The 19,623-nt window shown below is 59.9% G+C and carries 17 protein-coding genes; 4 read left to right on the top strand and 13 right to left on the bottom strand.

Annotation, left to right across the window (positions count from 1 at the left end; translation table 11 throughout):
- Positions 1–144 precede the first annotated feature (144 nt).
- The 3 genes from AB4P96_RS09185 to AB4P96_RS09175 all read right to left on the bottom strand — a co-directional run bounded on the left by AB4P96_RS09185 (position 145) and on the right by AB4P96_RS09175 (position 3,188).
- Positions 145–732 carry an NTP transferase domain-containing protein gene (locus AB4P96_RS09185; protein ID WP_395600699.1) on the bottom strand — a complete coding sequence of 196 codons (588 nt, stop codon included), beginning with the start codon at positions 730–732 and terminating at the stop codon, positions 145–147.
- On the bottom strand, positions 732–1,718 hold the full coding sequence (locus tag AB4P96_RS09180) for an XdhC family protein (RefSeq protein ID WP_017138373.1): 987 nt from the start codon (positions 1,716–1,718) through the stop codon (positions 732–734). The genes AB4P96_RS09185 and AB4P96_RS09180 overlap by 1 nt, the downstream gene beginning before the upstream one ends.
- Before the next feature lie 138 nt (positions 1,719–1,856).
- A complete protein-coding gene (locus tag AB4P96_RS09175) occupies positions 1,857–3,188 on the bottom strand; it encodes a dicarboxylate/amino acid:cation symporter (protein ID WP_017138374.1) in 1,332 nt (443 codons plus the stop codon).
- Between the two features lie 338 nt (positions 3,189–3,526).
- Here AB4P96_RS09175 and AB4P96_RS09170 point away from each other — a divergent pair, with 338 nt between their 5' ends.
- Positions 3,527–4,525 (top strand): AraC family transcriptional regulator, encoded by a 999-nt coding sequence (locus tag AB4P96_RS09170; protein WP_395600698.1) that lies wholly within the window; start codon positions 3,527–3,529, stop codon positions 4,523–4,525.
- A gap of 360 nt (positions 4,526–4,885) precedes the next feature.
- On the opposite strand, the gene AB4P96_RS09165 is transcribed toward AB4P96_RS09170, so the two are convergent.
- From AB4P96_RS09165 to AB4P96_RS09155, 3 genes are read right to left on the bottom strand one after another with little or no spacing between them, the layout of a single operon-like run.
- Entirely contained in the window at positions 4,886–6,232 is a 1,347-nt protein-coding gene (locus tag AB4P96_RS09165; RefSeq protein ID WP_138451490.1) for an ATP-binding protein, read from the bottom strand.
- Entirely contained in the window at positions 6,229–6,906 is a 678-nt protein-coding gene (locus AB4P96_RS09160) for a response regulator (RefSeq protein WP_017138377.1), read from the bottom strand. The genes AB4P96_RS09165 and AB4P96_RS09160 overlap by 4 nt, the downstream gene beginning before the upstream one ends.
- Positions 6,907–6,924: 18 nt before the next feature.
- Positions 6,925–7,233: a hypothetical protein gene (locus AB4P96_RS09155; RefSeq protein WP_236460480.1), complete on the bottom strand. Its 309-nt coding sequence runs from the start codon at positions 7,231–7,233 to the stop codon at positions 6,925–6,927.
- Positions 7,234–7,371: 138 nt separating this feature from the next.
- Here AB4P96_RS09155 and AB4P96_RS09150 point away from each other — a divergent pair, with 138 nt between their 5' ends.
- Entirely contained in the window at positions 7,372–8,088 is a 717-nt protein-coding gene (locus tag AB4P96_RS09150; RefSeq protein WP_017138379.1) for a 4'-phosphopantetheinyl transferase, read from the top strand.
- Positions 8,089–8,177: 89 nt separating this feature from the next.
- On the opposite strand, the gene AB4P96_RS09145 is transcribed toward AB4P96_RS09150, so the two are convergent.
- Positions 8,178–9,788, bottom strand: coding sequence for an ATP-binding protein (locus AB4P96_RS09145; protein WP_017138380.1), 1,611 nt, complete (start codon positions 9,786–9,788; stop codon positions 8,178–8,180).
- Positions 9,785–10,510 carry a response regulator gene (locus tag AB4P96_RS09140; RefSeq protein WP_017138381.1) on the bottom strand — a complete coding sequence of 242 codons (726 nt, stop codon included), beginning with the start codon at positions 10,508–10,510 and terminating at the stop codon, positions 9,785–9,787. The genes AB4P96_RS09145 and AB4P96_RS09140 overlap by 4 nt, the downstream gene beginning before the upstream one ends.
- Positions 10,511–11,226: 716 nt before the next feature.
- Between AB4P96_RS09140 and AB4P96_RS09135 the strand changes: the two genes are divergently transcribed.
- Positions 11,227–14,121, top strand: a complete 2,895-nt coding sequence (locus AB4P96_RS09135; protein ID WP_099548171.1) for a ribonucleoside-diphosphate reductase subunit alpha — start codon at positions 11,227–11,229, stop codon at positions 14,119–14,121.
- An 84-nt stretch (positions 14,122–14,205) separates the two neighbouring features.
- Here the strand turns inward: AB4P96_RS09135 and AB4P96_RS09130 are convergent, their stop codons facing one another.
- The 5 genes from AB4P96_RS09130 to flgB form a co-directional block, all read right to left on the bottom strand.
- A complete protein-coding gene (locus tag AB4P96_RS09130) occupies positions 14,206–15,306 on the bottom strand; it encodes a hypothetical protein (RefSeq protein WP_395600697.1) in 1,101 nt (366 codons plus the stop codon).
- 186 nt (positions 15,307–15,492) lie between these two features.
- Positions 15,493–16,803: a flagellar hook protein FlgE gene (gene flgE / locus AB4P96_RS09125; protein ID WP_017138383.1), complete on the bottom strand. Its 1,311-nt coding sequence runs from the start codon at positions 16,801–16,803 to the stop codon at positions 15,493–15,495.
- A gap of 31 nt (positions 16,804–16,834) precedes the next feature.
- Positions 16,835–17,566, bottom strand: a complete 732-nt coding sequence (gene flgD, locus AB4P96_RS09120) for a flagellar hook assembly protein FlgD (protein WP_017138384.1) — start codon at positions 17,564–17,566, stop codon at positions 16,835–16,837.
- 16 nt (positions 17,567–17,582) lie between these two features.
- Positions 17,583–18,035, bottom strand: coding sequence for a flagellar basal body rod protein FlgC (flgC, locus tag AB4P96_RS09115; RefSeq protein WP_017138385.1), 453 nt, complete (start codon positions 18,033–18,035; stop codon positions 17,583–17,585).
- A gap of 3 nt (positions 18,036–18,038) precedes the next feature.
- The gene (flgB, locus tag AB4P96_RS09110) at positions 18,039–18,446 is read right to left on the bottom strand and encodes a flagellar basal body rod protein FlgB (RefSeq protein WP_003214246.1); all 408 of its coding nucleotides are present in this window, start codon (positions 18,444–18,446) and stop codon (positions 18,039–18,041) included.
- Positions 18,447–18,771: 325 nt separating this feature from the next.
- Between flgB and AB4P96_RS09105 the strand changes: the two genes are divergently transcribed.
- On the top strand, positions 18,772–19,551 hold the full coding sequence (locus AB4P96_RS09105; protein ID WP_170039839.1) for a hypothetical protein: 780 nt from the start codon (positions 18,772–18,774) through the stop codon (positions 19,549–19,551).
- The last annotated feature ends 72 nt before the right edge of the window (positions 19,552–19,623 follow it).

The following is a 19,623-nucleotide window of genomic DNA, read 5'->3' as shown; positions in this document are numbered from 1 at the left end:
AGTGATCAGGCGGGGCTTTTTTATGGGCGTTCAACTTTTGCCTTGTGGAGATCAACGGTGGGAGCTGGCTTGCCTGCGATAGCATCACCGCAGCGTGTCTGACACACCGAGGTGCCTGCATCGCGGGCAAGCCCGCTCCCACAGTTAGTCCGCGCTGAAACTCAATGCTTGCGGCAGGTCCACATCCCACAGCACACCGGGATCTTCCACTCGCACCTCCTGCACACTCGCCTGGGCGAATAACGGCTTTGCGCCACGATCACCGCTCAATGCCATCATTCGCGGCCCAAGCGCCCGGCCAAAAGCCACCGGATGCCCGTATTTACCCGCCTGCACCGGCACACTGATGCCATCGTCCTGGACCGCATCAACCACCCGCTCAATGGTCGACGGCTGAATAAACGGCATATCCCCCAACACCACCAACCAGCCATCGGTCTCACCACTGGCTGCGACAGCCGCCGCGATGCTGTCACCCATACCGGCCGATTCGAGCAGCAAGACTTCACAGCCATACGCCTTGGCCAAGCGAATAACGGCCAGGCGGTCCGGCGAAGTGACCAGCCAACGCCTTACAACGCGCCCTGGCAAATTCATCAACACCTGCTCAATCACTGGCCGCGTTACGCCGTCAAGCCCGATGCAATCAGCCAGCAGCTTGTCTTGATCAGCACCGGCCGCAGCGCGAAAGCGACTGCCCTGCCCCGCCGCCAGCACAATCGCCGTCACCATTACTCAGCCTCCACCGGCAACGGTTTCTTCTGCATCGGTGCCACGCCATTCTTGATCGCGACAATTTCCGCCATCAATGACAGAGCAATTTCGGCCGGCGTATGACTACCGATATGCAGTCCGATCGGCCCATGCAGACGCGCGATCGCCTCCGCCGACAACCCCAGCGCCGCCAGGGTTTCCCGGCGCTTCTGCGTATTGACCCGCGAACCGAGGGCGCCAATGTAGAACGCCGATGAGTTCAGCGCCGTCAGCAGCGCCATATCGTCCAATCGAGGGTCGTGCGTCAGGCAGACGATGGCCGTGCGCTCATCCGTCTGGATATTCAGCACCGCCTCATCCGGCATGCCGGGCACAAAGCGGCCATGCTGCTCTTCCCAGCCGTAGACGAATTCTTCGCGCGGGTCGCAGATCAGCACTTCGAAATCCAGCAGGCGCGCCATTTCAGCCACGTAGCGCGACAACTGCCCGGCGCCGATCAGCAACAAACGCCAACGCGGGCCGTAGATAGCCCGCAGGCGCTCGCCATCAAAGGTCACGACGTCGGTCTTGGCCGCGCCGCTCAAGGTCACCGTGCCACTGCTCAGGTCCAGTTCACGCGCGACGATCTGATGGTCTTCGCAGCGCGCCAGCAGCTGCGAGACCCAGCCAAATTCATCCACGCGTTCCTCAGTCAGGCGCAACGTGCCGCCGCACGGCAGGCCGAAACGCGCCGCCTCATCGCGGGTGACGCCATAGGTCACCAACTGCACCGGCGGGCCATCCTCCGGCAAGCGGCCATCCTGCAAGCGCGCGATCAAGTCGTCCTCGATGCAACCACCCGACACGGAGCCGATCACCACGCCATCGCCACGCAAGGCCAACATCGCCCCCGGCGGGCGTGGGGCGCTGCCCCAGGTCTGGACCACGCTGTACAAAACTACTCGGTGCCCGGCACGGCGCCATTCGAGCACGCTGCGCAGGACATTAAGATCCACACTGTCCATCAGGTCTCCTACGGCGAATGAAGTATTCACTTACTGTAAAGCAAGCAAAACCCAAAGCGCCACGCCAGAAACGCAAACGCCCCGAACCAGTCGGGGCGTTTGCAGGCTTTGGGTGTTGTTCACACCTTGGGCAATTTTTTACTTGATAGCAGGAGCAGGGCCTTCAGCCACGCCCAGGTCATCTTCCGGGCGGGTGTCGGAGATACCGGTGCCGCCGGACGCCAGCTCGCTGTGCAGCTTGTCGGTATCCAGCTCTTTAACCCACTTGGCCACAACGATGGTGGCAACGGCGTTACCGACCAGGTTGGTCAGTGCGCGGGCTTCGGACATGAAGCGGTCGATACCCAGGATCAGCGCCAGGCCGGCAACCGGCAGGTGGCCTACGGCCGACAGGGTCGCAGCCAGCACGATGAAGCCCGAACCGGTCACGCCTGCAGCGCCTTTGGAGGACAGCAGCAGCACCAGCAGCAAGGTGATCTGGTGGGTGATGTCCATGTGGGTGTCAGTCGCCTGGGCGATGAACACGGCAGCCATGGTCAGGTAGATCGACGTACCGTCGAGGTTGAAGGAGTAGCCGGTCGGGATCACCAGGCCTACTACGGATTTCTTCGCGCCCAGACGCTCCATCTTGATCAGCATGCGTGGCAGTGCGGATTCGGAGGAGGAAGTACCCAGAACGATCAGCAGCTCTTCACGGATGTAGCGAACCAGCTTCAACACGCTGAAACCGTGCGCACGGCAGATGGCGCCCAGCACCACGACCACGAACAGGATGCAGGTGATGTAGAAGCAGATCATCAGTTGGCCCAACTGCACCAGGGAACCTACGCCGTAGGCACCGATGGTGAACGCCATGGCGCCCAGGGCACCGATTGGCGCGAGCTTCATGATCATGTTGATGATGTTGAACATCACGTGGGCGAAGCGATCGATAAAGTCCAGCACCGGCTTGCCGTAGGCACCCAGGCGATGCAGGGCAAAACCAAAGATCACCGAGAACATCAGCACTTGCAGGATGTCGCCGTTGGCGAAGGCACCGACGATGGTGTTCGGGATCACATTGAGGATAAAGCCAACCACGCTCTGGTCTGCACCAGCGGTCACGTAGGCCGCGACTTTAGAGGCGTCCAGGGTCGCCACGTCGATGTGCATGCCGGCGCCCGGTTGCACAACGTTAACGACGATCAGGCCAATCAGCAGGGCAATGGTGGAAACAACTTCGAAGTACAGCAGCGCGTAGCCGCCGGTTTTGCCCACCGATTTCATGCTTTGCATGCCAGCGATGCCGCTGACAACGGTGCAGAAGATGATCGGGGCAATGACCATTTTGATCAGCTTGATAAAGCCGTCACCCAGTGGCTTGAGGGCCACACCGGTCTGCGGGTAGAAGTGACCGAGCAAAATACCGATAACGATTGCGACGATCACCTGGAAATACAGGGATTTGTAGATTGGCTGACGAGTCGTCATTGCAAAGTTCCTCAATCGCACCGTGTGACAAAGATCCGCCATTGCCCACGACACTTGAATTGCGAACCCTCCTGCACTGGAGGGATTTGTTGTTTGCGAGGTCTGTAGGAATAAACCTGCGCTGTAATCCTTATCGCAAACGCCGTGCCACTTTGCTGAAAACCGCTGACGGCCTTTAGACATCAGGGCCGAGATCAGTCAATACGCCATCGACACTGGGGCCAGGTGGCGGAATTCCGCCCACTCATCCCCTCTCGTCCTACAATTTGGCGGATATCCGCCTTGTCGCCCCACCCGGTGATGGCTAACATCCGCCACTCCATGGACGAGGCCCTCACATGCGTGAACGTACCATCGCCAGTCACTACGCCCGCGCCGCCCTGGGCGGTGCGCGCCGCGCGGGTTACGACTATTCGGGCCTGCTGCTGCAAGTGGGCATCACCCCGGAACTGCTGAGCGAACCCCGCGCCCGCATCGCCCCCGAGCAATTTACCCGGCTGTTGCAAATGCTGTGGCTGGGGCTGGACGACGAATACCTGGGGTTTGCCGAAGGCCCGAGCAAGCGCGGCACCTTCGCCATGATGTGCCACGCGCTGATTCACTGCCGCACCCTGGAGAAGGCTCTGGAACGCGGCTTATTATTTTATAGCCTATTCCCGCAGGGTCCGCGCTGGCTGCTGACCAGAGAAGGCGATTTGGCCCGCTTGAGCCTGGACGATTCACAGTTGTGGGACCCGGACCACTTTCTCAGCGAGTGCCTGCTGGTGATCTGGCATCGCCTGGGCAGTTGGCTGATCGGCCAGCGCATCCGGCTACAGCAAGCCACGTTCAGCTATCCGATGCCGGCCCATGCGGGCGAATATGACCTGCTGTTCCCCTGCCCTCAGGTATTTGGCGCGCCGAACAGCAGCCTGGTGTTTCCCGCCCGTTACCTGAGCCTGCCGTTGTTGCAGGACGAGCGCACCCTCAAGCACTTTCTCGAGCGCTCGCCCGCTGACCTGTTGTCGCGACCGGATGAGGGCGACAGTTTAAGCAGCCAGCTGCGCCGCTTGCTCAGCCGCGACCGCACGCCCTGGCCGGACCTGGAGGCCGTCGCCCAGCACCTGCACATCAGCCCGCAAACCCTGCGCCGGCATTTGCGTGAGGAAGGCACCAGTTTTCAGGCGCTCAAGGATGAGTTGCGGCGGGACATCGCCATTTACCACTTGGGGCGGGCGGATTTGTCGTTACAGGAAATTGCCGAGCAGTTGGGGTTTTCTGAGCCGTCGGCGTTTCATCGGGCGTTCAAGAAATGGACCGGATTGACGCCGGGGGCTTACCGGGCACAGGAGAGTTAGAGGTGCAGTGCTTGGGCGGGCCTCTCGCGGGCAAGCCCGGCTCCCACGTTTGATCGAGTTCACACAATCAAAAAGGTGAGAGCTGGCTTGCCTGCGATCTACGCAACTTTTAAAAGCAGTTACTTTCGCCTGTGGCGAGCAGGCTTGCCCTGCGTTGGGCTGCGAAGCGGCCCCAGTAAAAACACTGCAATTTTCCTGAAAAAACTCAGCGTCTGGATTTGGGTCTGCTTCGCAGCCCAACGCAGGCGGTGCGACGATTCGACAAGCCTGCTCGCCACAACAGCCCACCTGCCACAGACTTCGTGTTAACCGGTTGTGTAGGTACCTATGCTGCGATGAGGCCGGCACGGCCTATAAAGATCACGCCGCCGGAAAGTGAATCCTGAACGCCGCGCCACCCAAAGGCGAATCCCCAAGGGTCAACCGCGCGCTGTAGCTTTCAATGATGTCCTTGACCACCGCCAGGCCAATGCCCTGCCCCGGATGCTGGCGGTCCAGCCGCTCGCCCCTTTGCAGAATCCGCGCACGCTGATCGGGCGGTACGCCAGGGCCGTCATCTTCGATGCACAGCTCAGTGCCTTCAAGGTTCTCCGTCAGGCTGATGCGCACTTCACTCAGGCACAGGCGATAGGCGTTTTCCAGCAGGTTGCCAAGCATTTCCAGCAAGGCGCCCTTCTCGATCGGCACATCGCACTCGGGCGGCAATTCAAAAGTCACGGTCACGCGCTTGTCGCGGTAAACCTTGTCCAACGTGTCGCACAGGCTTTGCAACACCGGCTCCAGGCGTACCTGGTGCCGCACCAGGCCGCTTTTTCGCAGGCTGGCGCGCTGCAATTGGTAGCCGATCTGCTGGCTCATGCGTTCGATCTGCGATTGCAGCACCCAGGCCTGGCCGCGTTCTTCCGGGCGCTGGGCCATGTCTTCGCTCACGCCCTGCAACACCGCCAGCGGGGTTTTCAGGCTGTGGGCCAGGTCGTCGAGGGAATCGCGGTAGCGCGCCCGTTGCTCGCGTTCGCTGTGGAGCAAACGGTTGAGCGAGCCGGTCAGGCGCAACAGTTCGCGTGGGTGTTCCTCGGTGAGGCTTTCGCGGGTGCCGCCTTCGATCTGGTCTAGCTCCTGGCTCAAGCGCCGCAAGGCTTGCAAGCCCCAGGTCAGGCCCAGCCACAACAGCGTCAACAATACGAGCAAGGCCGCGCCGAAGCCCAGGTAGAGGTTTTCCTGCAGGCCTTCGAGGGTCAGTTGGTATTCACGCACCGGTTGCAGCGCCACGATACTGAACGCCGCGCTCTTGCCGCCCAGCAACTTGACCTCGACGTCGTACACGAAAAACTCCTGGCCATTGGCTTCGCGAATCCGCGCAAATTCATTACCGCGCCCGTCGTAGCGCGGCTTGTAGTTGATGTTTTCTTCCTGGGTCGCCCGCGAGCGCCACACCAGATGCCCCTCACGGTCGTAGATGTAACCGAGCAGGCGACTGTCAGTGAGGTTGAAGCGTTCGTCCGGCAACTGCGCCGGCATCAGCAGGCGGTTGTTTTCGACCCGCGCGGCGGAAATCAGCGTGGTGACATCCGAGGCCAGGCGCTGCTCGATGGAATCCTGCAGCGCCAGGCTGAACGCGCCTTGCATGGCGGGCAACAAGCCCAGCATAAACAGCACGGCCAGGGTGGTGGCCGCGAGCATCAAGCGCACACGTAGCGAGCGAATCAACGGCAGCGCTCATTGAACAGGTAGCCCAGGCCACGCACGGTGTCGATCGGTTTGAACCCGGCCGGGCCTTCCAGCTTGCGGCGCAGGCGACCCACCAACACTTCGATCACGTTCGGATCCCGCTCGTCGTCATCAGGGTAGAGCTGTTCCATCAAGCGGTCTTTGGCGACCACCTGCTGATGGTGACGCATCAGGTATTCGAGAATCCGGTACTCGTAGGCCGTCAGCGCCAACGGTTGCTCATCCAGCGACGCCTGCTTGCGATTGAGGTCGAGCAGCAAAGGCCCGGCGACGATGGTCGACTGGGTGAACCCGCTGGAGCGGCGCAGCAAGGCGTTCATGCGCGCCTCCAGCTCTTCGAACTGGAACGGCTTGACCACGTAATCGTCGGCACCGGCAGCCAGGCCTTCGACCTTGTCTTGCCAGTTGCCGCGCGCGGTGAGGATCAGGATCGGGAAAGTCTTGGCCTGGCTGCGCAGTTGGCGGATCAGGTCCAGGCCGCCCATGCCGGGCAGGCCCAGGTCGATAATCGCCAGGTCATGGTTGAATTGGCCGGTCTGGTAAAGGGCTTCCTCGGCATTGGCCACGGCTTCGACCACGTGGCCGCTGTCGGTCAGGCGGGTGAACAGGTGATGACGCAGCAGCGCCTCATCTTCCACGACCAGCAATTTCATAAGGCTCTCCAAGGCGATTCAACTGTCCGACAGGGGGATATCATAGCGGCCCTGCAAGTCTTGCGGGCGCAGTTTAATGCCATTGTATTGGCCCGTCAGGTGTTCGTAGCCGGGGCGGTAGGCCGGTTGCGGCGTGGTCATGCCCAAAGACTGGCCCCACGGCGCCGCCTGGCCAGCCACCTCTTCGAAGCTCACACGCTGGATCAGGTTGCTGGATTTCCTGGTTTTCTCGCTGCCGAAAGCGGCAAACGCACCGTCCGAAGCCTGAACCCCGGCAGTGGCGCCGAGCATGCTCAAGGCCAGAATCAGCTTTTTGATCGCAGTCATGGGGCTTACCTCTACGCGTTTTGGCTGTTGAAGCCAGACTACGCAGGCGCCCCTGAACTCCCCCTGAACGGGCTCTGAACCAGGCCTGAACCGTTACGGACTATCCACCGGCGCGCCAACTGACGCAAAATACCGCGCATGACGCCTCTACCCGCTTGTTGCACCCCGCTCGATGCCCATTGGCCACTGCCCATCCCGCTGCCGGGCACGGTGTTCTTGAGCACGCGATTCGACCCGGCCTTGTTGCTCGCCGATGACTTCCAGCGCAGCGCCGTGCCGCCTCCGGCCAGCATCCAGCGCTCGGTGGCCAAACGCCAGGCGGAGTTCCTTGCCGGTCGCCTGTGCGCACGGGCGGCGTTGCAACAGCTTGATCAGCTCGATTGCGTACCGGCCATCGGTGACGACCGTGCGCCGGTGTGGCCTGGGCATATCAGCGGCTCCATCACCCATAGCACCGGGCATGCAGCGGCCATTGTCGGGCACAAGGCGCAATGGCGCGGGCTGGGGATGGACCTCGAAAATGTGCTGTCACGGGAGCGAGCGGAACGTTTGGCGGGAGAGATTCTGACCGCCGACGAATTGCAGCGCATGTCACTGGGGCCGCGCGAGCAGAATGCCCTGCTGGTGACGCTGACGTTTTCGGTCAAGGAGAGCCTGTTCAAAGCGCTGTATCCGATTGTGCACAAGCGTTTCTACTTTGAGCACGCCGAGGTGCTTGAGTGGTCCCAGGCAGGCCATGTGCGGTTGCGGTTGCTGACGGAGCTGTCTGCTGAGTGGTGTTATGGCACTGAATTGGAGGGGCAGTTTGCGGTGGAGGGGGAGCAGTTGTTGAGTCTGGTGGCTGTCGGCGCCTGATAGATCGCTATCGCGGGCAAGCCCGGCTCCCACCTTTGATGTGCGAATACATCCAAAATGTGGGAGCTGGCTTGCCTGCGATAGCGGTCTTAAGTCTTGTCCTGATCCCTGGGCCAACTCAAACTGAAACACGCCCCGCCCAGGTTGTTGCTCTTGCTGATCAACGCCCGCCCGCCGTGCCAATAGATAATCCGCCGCACAATCGACAAACCCAGACCATGTCCGCCTGAAGCTCGCGTGCGGCTGTCGTCCAAACGCAGGAACGGCGTAAAGATCCGCTCCCAGGCGCTTTCCGGCACCCCCGGCCCGTCATCTTCCACATCGATGCGGCAACGCACCTGCCCCACTTGATAGCTGATCAGCACCCGGCCCTGGGCATGGCGCATGGCATTGCCCACCAGATTTTGCAGGGCGCGGTGCAAGTAGCGCGGCTCGGCGTCGACCCAGGCATCGTCCCAGTGTGCCGAAGACAGGCAGATGCCACGGGCAACACTGACCTGCGGGCGCAGTGGCGATAATTCGCCGATCACCTGATCGAGCAAGGCGCTGAGGTCTACCCGCTGGAAATTCAGTTCCGGCGCGCCTTGCTCCAGGCGGGCGTAAGTGAGCATTTCGTCGACCAGGCCGTCGAGGTCCTGGATATCGCTGTCCATGCCGTCCATATATTTACGCCGCGCCTCTGGGGTGGCGGCGTCGCCGATCATCTCCAGGCCGAAACGCAGGCGCGCCACCGGGGTGCGCAATTCGTGGGAGACGGCGCGCACCAGTTCGCGCTGGATCGCCAGCAATTGCTGCAAGTGCTCGGCCATGCCATTAAAGGCGGCGGCCAAACGCCCTACCGAATCGGCGCCACGGGCCGGTACGCGCACTTCCAGGTTGCCTTTGGCAATGCGCGTGGCCGCCGCCTCCAGACCTTTGAGGCGGCGCTCAAGCTGGCGCACCAATAAATAGACGATCAAACCGATCAGCGTGAGGCTGATCAACGCGATCAGGATCAGCCACTGCGGCGGGTACGGGTTCATTTGATACAAGGGGCCGATTTCCAGCACCCACGGCGTGCCGACCATGCCGGCGAATACGCGGATGGAGTCGCCGCCCTTGCCCAGGGCCATCACCGTGTCGCCTTCCGCAACCCGGCGGCGCTGGTCATCATCCATATCCGCCTGATCCAGCGTCATCAGGTGCATCTCAAAACCAAAGCCCTTGGCCTCTTTTATGTCCGCCAGGCGTTGCGGCTGCTCGGCCACCGGGAAACGCACCAGTTCGTCAGCCAACAGGTAAATCGTCGCACGCGCCAGCTGCTCGCTGATCTGCTGCACTTCACCGGTGAGCACAAGCTGCGACTGTTCACTGACCAGGCGCAGCACGCGCGCGGCATGCGGGCCGGTCTGCTCCACCAGCACCTGGCCGCGTTGCAGGCGGTTGCGCTGGGTCAGGTCCAACTGCGCGTCCGCCAACGGACGCAGTTCCAGGGGAATGCCGAGCAAGCGCTCCCACACCGCCAGGGCGCGCTGGCGCTCGATCGCGCTCATCGGTTGCAGGTTGTCGCCCATCAGCGCAAAGGTGCCGTGGGCCAGGCGCTCACGGTACTGGCCGCTGCGCACTTCATTGAGCAGGTGCAGGGCCAGCACGCCAAGCAACGCCACCAGGATCAGCGCCGCGCACATGCCGCCGTAGATGCGCAGGAAGATCGAGTTCACAGCGGCATGTCGGCGGCAGCTTCGGGGACGAACAAGTAGCCTTTGCTGCGAATGGTTTTGATCAGACGCGGGTGAATCGGGTCGTCGCCAATCTTGGGTCGAATACGCGAGATGCGCACATCAATAGAGCGGTCCTGGCCGTCGTAGCCAATCCCGCGCAAGGCAATAAAGATTTCTTCGCGGGACAGGATACGCCCGGCATTCGCCACCAGCAGCCACAGCAGGTCGAACTCGGCACTGGTCAGCTCGATGCCGCCCTCATGCAGCCAGGCTTCGCGCAGGGCGTTGTCCACCACCAGCGGGCCGAATTGCAGGCGCCGCTGGCTTTCCACGGCGGCGGGTAGTGCCGGCTCGCTGCGCCGCAACAATGCCTGGATACGCGCCAGCAACAAGCGCGGGCGCACGGGTTTGCACACGTAGTCGTCGGCGCCCATGTCCAGGCCCTGCACCTGGTCCATGTCATCGGTGCGGGCGGTGAGCATCAGGATCACGCCGTCATAGCGCTCGCGGACTTTGCGGCAGATGCTCAGGCCGTCTTCGCCGGGCAGCATCAGGTCGAGGATCACGAGGTCCGGTTGTTCGGCGACAATGCGCGCCGCCGCCTGGGCGCCGTCGCTTTCCACCGACACCTGCAAGCCGTTGCTCTCCAGGTAATCACGGGTCAACTCGGCCAGTCGCTCGTCGTCCTCGACGATCAATATCTGCCAGGCTTCTTGCTCCATGCGCTACCTCGGTTCTCATTATTGTCATGTGCAGCAAACACACTGCTGCCTCTATATGAAGGCCGATTGTAGCCATGGGCCAACCCTTAAACACAAGCCGGGAAATCCATTCGGTGATCGCGTTTTTTTGTGATAGGGTTCGCGCCCTCAAAAAACCAACAGACGGTTTTTGCCTTGGAATATTCGGTGACAAACGGCGTAATCCAGCAGTACTGCGGCCTACACGGGTGTTCCACGTTTCATACACATTTTACCCACAGCGTTATCCACAGGTAGTGCGTTGCTAAGCCCCCCAAAACGCATTATCTTGTACCTCGGCGCTAAAAAAACCCTACATGTAGGGTTTTAAGCAAAAAACCAAACACAAATCAGACAAGAAACTCAAGCGCTTTCTTGCTCCTGTTTGGTTGAACCAAAGCATTTTTTAAAAGCCCAAACCGCGCACGCGGATGGCAACCGTTTTCCAGCCCGATTGGCAGAAAACGGTACGGGTGTTGCAGTGCTTGCAGCGAGCAACTGTCACCCGGCAGGAATACGGCCAAGGGCTCTTTCAAGCCCCGAACCGAAGACTTCGGCATGGAAGCGGCGCGAATAGCTCCCTTCCTCCTGTCCCGAAGTTGTTATGCCAGGCCCAGGCCTGTTGTAAGTGCTTCAGGACGGAACGGTGGGCACCGTGATGGTGCCCAAATAAATATAGAATGTGGAGACAACCCCCCATGCAAACCGACACAACTCGCGAGAACCCGCAAGGCTCCGTGCCGCAGGCCGCTGATTCGAACCTGGATCTGTCCGCCACTGCACCTGGCCAACTGCGTGTGATCAAGCGTAACGGCACTGTCGTTCCTTATACCGATGACAAAATCACCGTCGCCATCACCAAAGCGTTTCTTGCAGTTGAAGGCGGCACCGCTGCTGCCTCGTCGCGCATCCACGACACCGTTGCCCGCCTGACCGAACAGGTTACCGCGACCTTCAAACGTCGCATGCCGTCGGGCGGCACCATCCACATCGAAGAAATCCAGGACCAGGTCGAACTGGCCCTGATGCGTGCCGGCGAGCAGAAAGTTGCACGCGACTACGTGATCTACCGTGACGCCCGCTCCAAGGAACGTGCCGTGCGCTCCCCGGCTGAAGAATCGGCCGTGCAAGCTCACCCATCGATCCGCATCACCCTGGCCGACGGCAGCTTTGCTCCGCTGGACCTGGGCCGCCTGAACACCATCATCACCGAGGCCTGCGAAGGCCTGGAAGAAGTCGACGGTGACCTGATCCAGCGCGAAACCCTGAAGAACCTGTACGACGGCGTGGCCCTGACCGACGTCAACACCGCCCTGGTGATGACCGCCCGTACCCTGGTTGAGCGTGAGCCAAACTACTCGTTCGTGACCGCGCGCCTGCTGATGGACACCCTGCGTGCCGAAGGCCTGGGCTTCCTGGGCGTGGCCGACAGCGCCACCCACCACGAAATGGCTGACCTGTACGCCAAGGCCCTGCCGGCCTACATCGCCAAGGGTATCGAATTCGAATTGCTGAACCCGATCCTGGCCACCTTCGACCTGGAAAAACTCGGCAAGGCGATCAACCACGAACGCGACCAGCAGTTCACTTACCTGGGCCTGCAAACCCTGTACGACCGTTACTTCATCCACAAGGACGGTATCCGCTTCGAATTGCCGCAAGTGTTCTTCATGCGTGTGGCCATGGGCCTGGCGATTGAAGAGAAGCAAAAAGAAGACCGCGCGATTGAGTTCTACAACCTGTTGTCGTCCTTCGACTACATGTCGTCGACCCCAACCCTGTTCAACGCCGGCACCCTGCGTCCACAGCTGTCGAGCTGCTACCTGACCACCGTGCCGGATGACCTGTCGGGCATCTACCACGCGATCCACGACAACGCCATGTTGTCCAAATTCGCCGGCGGCCTGGGTAACGACTGGACGCCGGTGCGTGCACTGGGTTCGTACATCAAGGGCACCAACGGCAAGTCCCAAGGCGTTGTACCGTTCCTCAAAGTAGTGAACGACACCGCTGTAGCCGTGAACCAGGGTGGCAAGCGCAAAGGCGCTGTATGTGCCTACCTGGAAACCTGGCACATGGACATTGAAGAGTTCATCGAGCTGCGCAAGAACACCGGTGATGACCGTCGTCGTACCCACGACATGAACACCGCCAACTGGATCCCTGACCTGTTCATGAAGCGCGTCTTCGATGACGGCCCGTGGACCCTGTTCTCGCCGTCCGAAGTGCCGGACCTGCACGACCTGACCGGCAAGGCCTTCGAAGAGCGTTACGAGTACTACGAAGCCCTGTCCCAGTACCCAGGCAAGATCAAGCTGTTCAAGACCATCCAGGCCAAAGACCTGTGGCGCAAAATGCTGTCCATGCTGTTTGAAACCGGTCACCCATGGCTGACCTTCAAAGACCCGTGCAACCTGCGCAGCCCGCAGCAGCACGTGGGCGTGGTCCACAGCTCGAACCTGTGCACCGAGATCACCTTGAACACCAACAAGGACGAGATCGCCGTTTGCAACCTGGGCTCGATCAACCTGCCGAACCACATCGTCAACGGCAAGCTGGACACCGCCAAGCTGGAACGCACCGTCAACACCGCCGTTCGCATGCTCGATAACGTTATCGACATCAACTACTACTCGGTGCCACAAGCGCAGAACTCCAACTTCAAGCACCGTCCGGTCGGCCTGGGCATCATGGGCTTCCAGGACGCGCTGTACCTGCAGCACATTCCTTACGGTTCGGACGCTGCCGTCGAGTTCGCCGACAAGTCCATGGAAGCGGTCAGCTACTACGCGATCCAGGCTTCCTGCGACCTGGCCGACGAGCGCGGCGCCTACGAGACGTTCCAGGGCTCGCTGTGGTCCAAAGGCATCCTGCCGCTGGATTCGCAACAGATCCTGATTGAGCAGCGTGGCCAGAAGTACATCGACGTTGACCTGAACGAAACCCTGGACTGGGCGCCGGTACGTGCCCGTGTGCAGAAAGGCATTCGTAACTCCAACATCATGGCCATCGCACCGACCGCAACCATCGCCAACATCACTGGCGTGTCGCAGTCGATCGAACCGACCTACCAGAACCTGTATGTGAAATCGAACCTGTCGGGCGAATTCACCGTGATCAACCCGTACCTGGTTCGTGACCTCAAGGCCCGCGGCCTGTGGGACTCGGTCATGATCAACGACCTGAAGTACTACGACGGTTCGGTGCAGCAGATCGAGCGCATCCCGCAAGAACTCAAAGAGCTCTACGCGACGGCCTTCGAAGTGGACACCAAGTGGATCGTCGACGCCGCCAGTCGTCGCCAGAAGTGGATTGACCAGGCTCAGTCGCTGAACCTGTACATCGCCGGTGCATCGGGCAAGAAGCTCGACGTGACCTACCGCATGGCCTGGTACCGTGGCCTGAAAACCACTTACTACCTCCGTGCCCTGGCCGCGACCAGCACCGAGAAGTCGACCATCAACACCGGTAAGCTCAACGCTGTTTCCAGCGGCAACCACGGTGATGATTCGGTGCTGGCTGCTCCAGCCGGCCCGGCACCCGTGCCAAAGGCTTGCGCGATTGATGAGCCGGATTGCGAAGCTTGCCAATAAGCTGAGTGAGTCCCGGGCTTGAACGCCCGGGATGTAAAAAACCGATAAACCTGAATGCATTTGGGTTTATCGGTTTTTTTTGCGCTACACGAATGCGTAGGCGTTGCCTTCCTGAGGCCCTTCACCGCGCCCACCCCACAATTCAATGCGCCCGCCAATCACCGCCATTGAATGGTGGCCATAATCCACAACACCCAGCTTGCCACTTGCCAGCTCGGAACTCGAAGACCGCCTATAGAGGTCTTTCAGGCCAAGCCGGTCCAGCGCTTCCCAACCCATTTCGCCATTGTTCAAACTTTGCATCGCATGAGCGAAACTCTGTTTTGCAGCATTGGGGTTGTCATCGTAGCCATTGCCCTCCATTTGAGCCCGCTTGGCGCTCGCGGCATACATGAAGTTTGCGTCGGTAATCATGCCCGGATTATCGCCCTTGAACTGCGCGTAAGCGGCTGCATGCCTTAACTCACCCTTAGATAAAGTAAGCTCGAAACCGTCTCGCATTTTTACGTAGTAACCCCCTCCCGTCTCCTTCACATCCTTGAAGACGTCGGTAGGTTTTTGACCAAACTTCATCATCGCTCCCTTTATCGCGGAAACGGTGACGCAATTGCCGTCAGGGCCTTGGCTGAAACCACTCCAGATATTGTCCGGCTTTTTACCTGGGTTGCTTGCATCTGGCTTGTAGTTGAAATGCTTGGAACCGTCGGTAATCGGTAGATTACTCATGGGTTCGCTACCGCCGAAATTCTTCGGATTTACCCTGCCACCACCACCACCACCACCACCACCACCACCACCACCACCACCACCACCTGGTGACGGTCCAGGAGCTGGCGCTGGAGACGGCTCATCCGCAAATAAATCCGGAAACAGCCTCTTCAACAACGCGAGCAAATCGGTGGACGCGTCCTTCTTCAACTGCTCAAGGATCTCCTTGAACTTCTCCTCCCCCAGCGCTTTGCGCTTTTCATTGAGCTTGTCCCGCAAGTCCTGGGCAGTTTGGTTCTTGTTGCCCTTTTCGGCGTCATCCAGCTGTTTGAGCATCTGGGCGACGGTTTTTTTATCGGCCTCTACGTCATCCTTTTTTTCCTCTGTAGGGTTAGCGCCCCACAGGTTTTGCCCCGCGCCACTAACGTCATAACGCACACTTCCAGCCCCAGGGCCAGACACCGACAAATTCCACATACCCCGCCCCCTAAGATCCAGCACCTTTAAGTCCGATAAGTGGAAAGAACGGCGAGGTCGGTTCCACAAAGGCCTGTCAGCTCGCAATTGAGCAAAGGGTGGGAATGGTTGCTGATCCAAATAGCAGGCAAAAAAAAGCCCCTCGCTAGAGGGGCTTTCATTCACAGCAGTGTCAGGCCAACCGCATCAGGTCATCTGAATAATGGTCTGCATGATGGTGCTCTGGGTGGAGATGGTCTTGGCGTTCGCCTGGTAGTTGCTCTGGGCCTTGATCAGGTCCACCAGCTCGTTGGTCAGGTTGACGTTGGAGTTTTCCAGGGACTTGGACACGATCGAACCCAAGGTGCCGGATTGCGGGGCGTCATAACCCGGCTGGCCCGAGGCGAAGGTCTCTTTCCAAGTGGTGCCACCCGACGGCTGCAGACCCTGCTCGTTGTTGAAGCTGGCCAGGGAGAGCTGACCGATGGCCTTGCTCTGCTGGTTGCTGAAGGTGGCGAACAGCACGCCGTTACCGTCGATATTCAGACCGGTGATCTGGCCGGTGGCATAGCCATCGGTGACCGGTGGGTTACGGTAGGTGGCCGAGTTGTACTGGGTGATGTTGCCCATGTTGATGGCAATACCGCCAGGGTTGGCATTCGCGCCGTTTTTGGTCCACACGCCATTGGTCACTGTACCCGGCACCCAGCCAGTCAGCTGCAAGGTAGTACTGGAGGTGCCCCCGGTGACAATCCCGGTGAGTTTGCCAGCACCGTCAAAGCTCAACGTCGATGCCACCGGTGGCGTCGAGCCTGTGCCGGTAGGTGCCGAACCGTCTGGGTTACGGCCGTCGATCAGGGTGTAGGACTTCCAGGTATTGGAATCCGTTTTGACCAGGTACTGCACCATCGGGTGCGCGTTACCCTGAGTGTCGTACAGCGTAGTGTTGTACTGGGTACTGAACGAGCTGGACTCGGTTGGATCGAACGGGTGCGCCGCCTGATCAATCACCGGCGAGGAAGAGTTCAGGTTACTGGTGGAGTCCACTTTGGTGGACGCCTTGGGCGGCAGGTTCGACAGGTTCAATTGCAGGTCGGTCAGCGCGCCCTTGATGATGTTGCCATCGGCGTCCGCGGCGTAGCCTTGCAGGCGCGAGGTGCCGGTGTTGTTGGTGATGTAGCCGTCTTTGTCCGAACGGAAGGTGCCGCTACGGGTGTATTCCAGCGAACCGTCACTGCCCTTCTGCACGAAGAAGCCACCGCCCTGGATCGCCATGTCCAGCAAGCCGCCGGTGTTGTTGACGTCACCTTGGGTGAATTGCTGGGACACCGCCGCCAGGTTCACGCCGCTGCCGACACTGTTCTGGCCAGTGCCCAGTTTGGACGCCGCGTAGATGTCGGAAAACTCCGCACGGGACGATTTGAAACCGGTGGTCGCAACGTTGGCAATGTTGTTGCCCGTCACGTCCAGTTGTTTGTTGGCCGCATAGAGGCCGCTAAGGCCGATGTTAAAAGACATGTTTCTCTCCTTCTGCCGTATTTAGCCGGCTCTATGTACCGATAGTCTGAATTTGCGACAGCTTGACGCTGCCCATGCCGCCTGCAAGGTTGAGCAGCATTTCGCCGCCGGTCTTGCTCAACGTCACGCTGGTGACCGTTGCCGGCAGCGACGTCAACAGGGCAACCGAGTCGCCTTTGTCATTCTTGGTGCTGGCCGCGAAGGTATAAGTGCCGGCGGGGGCGACTTCACCTTTGTCGTTCTTGCCATCCCATATAAAGCTTGAATTGCCGGCGCTTTGGGCGCCCATGTCGATAGTGCGCACCACGTTGCCGTCTTTGTCGGTGATTTTTACCGAGACGTTGCCTGTCGCTGCCGTCACCGCCACCGAGCCGGTCATGCTCTTGCTGGTATCAACCATGGCCTTGTCGGTCTGGGTGATGATCGAACGCCCGACCAGTGACGAGGCCTGCAACGCTTGCGAAGAGCTGAAGTTGCTGGAGATCGCATTCACCGAGTCGTTCAGGGTGTTGATGCCTTCCAGGCTGCTGAACTGCGCCAGCTGCGCCACGAACGCGCCGTTGTCCTGAGGCGACAGCGGATTCTGGTTTTTCAGCTGGGTCACCAGCAGTTGCAGGAACGCATCCTTGCCCAGCGCCTGGTTGCCCGTGGCCGCCTTGGCGGCACCATCAAGGCCGCTGTTGTCTGTGGCAGTCTTGACCTTGGAGTTGAACAGGTCCTGAACCGCCGTGTTGGGTGTAGAAGTGGTATCAACAATGGCCATTATTTGGCGCCCCTTATCACTGACCCAGGGTCAGGACCTTCTGCATCATGGTTTTGGCGGTGTTCATCATTTCCGCGTTGGTCTGGAACGAGCGGCTGGCGGAAATCATGTCGGCCATTTCCTCGACCACGTTGACGTTGGGGTAGTACACGTAACCCTTTTCGTTCGCGGCCGGATGGTTAGGCTCGTAGCGGGCTTCCAGGTTGCTCTGGTCTTCGACCACGCCGAGCACCTGCACGCCTTGGCCCGCCGCATCCTGGTTCTGGAACAGCGAATCACCGCTGCCGCTCTGGCCGGCCTGGCCACCCTGGAACATGGTGGCGAACACCGGGTGACGGGCGCGGTAGGTCTGGTCAATGCTCGAAGACACGGTCTCGGCGTTGGCGATGTTACTGGCGACGGTGTTCAAACGCGTGGTCTGCGCGCTCATGCCACTGCCGGCAATATTGAAAACACTGGCGAGGGACATGGCTTACTCTCCGCGCAGGGCTGACATCAGCCCTTTGAATTTGCTGTTAAGCAGGGTGAAGCTGGCCTGAAAGTTCACCGAGTTCTCGGCGTAGGCCGATTGCTCCAGCTGGGCGTCGACGGTGTTCTGGTCGATCGACGGCTGCATCGGCGTGCGATACAGCAGCGACTCGTCACCATTGCCCAGGCCTTGCGCTTCGATATGACGGCTGTTAGTCATGTTCAAGGCAAAGGTGCCGTTCTTGGTCTTGTCCTGCTGTGCGGCGAGCACGGCGGAGAAGTCCAAATCCCGAGCCTTGTAGTTCGGGGTGTCGGCGTTGGCAATGTTGTTGGCCAGGACTTCGGCACGTTGGGCGCGAAAGCCCAGGGCTTGTTCGTGGATACCGAGCGCTTTATCGAAGCTGATGCTCATGGCGGAAACCTTTAGGCTGACCTGCTTTTCGTATCTGGGTTATAGCAAGGCCCATGCCAATTCGCCGAAGGCCCGTATTACAAGGGTTTGCGCAAGGTTTGCCGGCGGCAATGCCAGAAAAGCGGCAATGGGCTTCCGCGTGGCGCCAGTAAAGCGGCAATGGCGGTTGCCGCTTTTACACCCGGTGGCAATCCTTCAACAGGCTGCCCCAGTGCGCCAGATACCTTGACCGCTCGTCTGCACTGTCATTTCTGACAGTTGTTGCGCCTACGTCTTTGCGTGCCTCATCGGGTGACCCCCTACATGCATAAAGCAGAGGCACACCATGCTGACTATTCCCCCCCTCAGATTCGTCCTGCAGGACAACGCGCTACCCATTCCAAACCTCTCGACCAGACTGCTGATCGGCAATGCTGTTGAATTGTTTTGCCCCTTTGCCGTCAAGCAGGGTGATTTCGTCAACGCAAATTTGATCGGCGAAAGAGGCAGAACGTACAACCTGAGCTTTGAGGTGGAGAAAGACGAGGCCGGGCTCAACTTTCTGACTCACCGTTCAATCATTGTCGGTAAGTCAGGGACCAATGTTGTTTTAATATTACGCGTTCGACGTGGCAGCGACGTGTACTTTGCGCCGAACGCAACCGTGTCCATCGATGCCGGCGGCATCGTTGTGCCTGTTCCTGGCACAGTGTGGGATTTCGCCGATGGCACCTTCCAAGGCTGGGTACCTCAGTCAGTTTATGCAGGCAGGGTGCTGCACATCGTCAACGGCAGCGTGGTCGTTGACCTGCCCAGCAGCCAGGTAACCAAGGCTCACATCATCACCCAACCCGTATCGGTCATCGCTGGGCGCATCTACGATGTCAGCTTTGACGTCCTGGGTGGTACAGCCGCCGGAGATGGCTCGACGCTGTACCTGACGGTTAACGGCAGCCGAATCGGCGCCAACGTACAAAACATAACCAACGCATCAACACAAACCGGAACCGGGACATTTACCGCAAGCAGTACCGGCACCGTGCATTTGGGTATTTTCAACGAGACCATCCCCAGCAGGAACCATCTTCTATTCTTGGGCAATATCCGAATGACACCCAAACCCTGACCACCGCCCGTAAAAACTGGCGCTTGGCGCGCATAAAAAACGGGAAGCCTTTGCGGGGCTTCCCGTTTTTTT

The organism is Pseudomonas sp. B19125 (assembly GCF_044218855.1).
GTDB classification, from domain to species: domain Bacteria; phylum Pseudomonadota; class Gammaproteobacteria; order Pseudomonadales; family Pseudomonadaceae; genus Aquipseudomonas; species Aquipseudomonas edaphica.
This window is presented reverse-complemented; position numbering and strand designations above follow the sequence as displayed.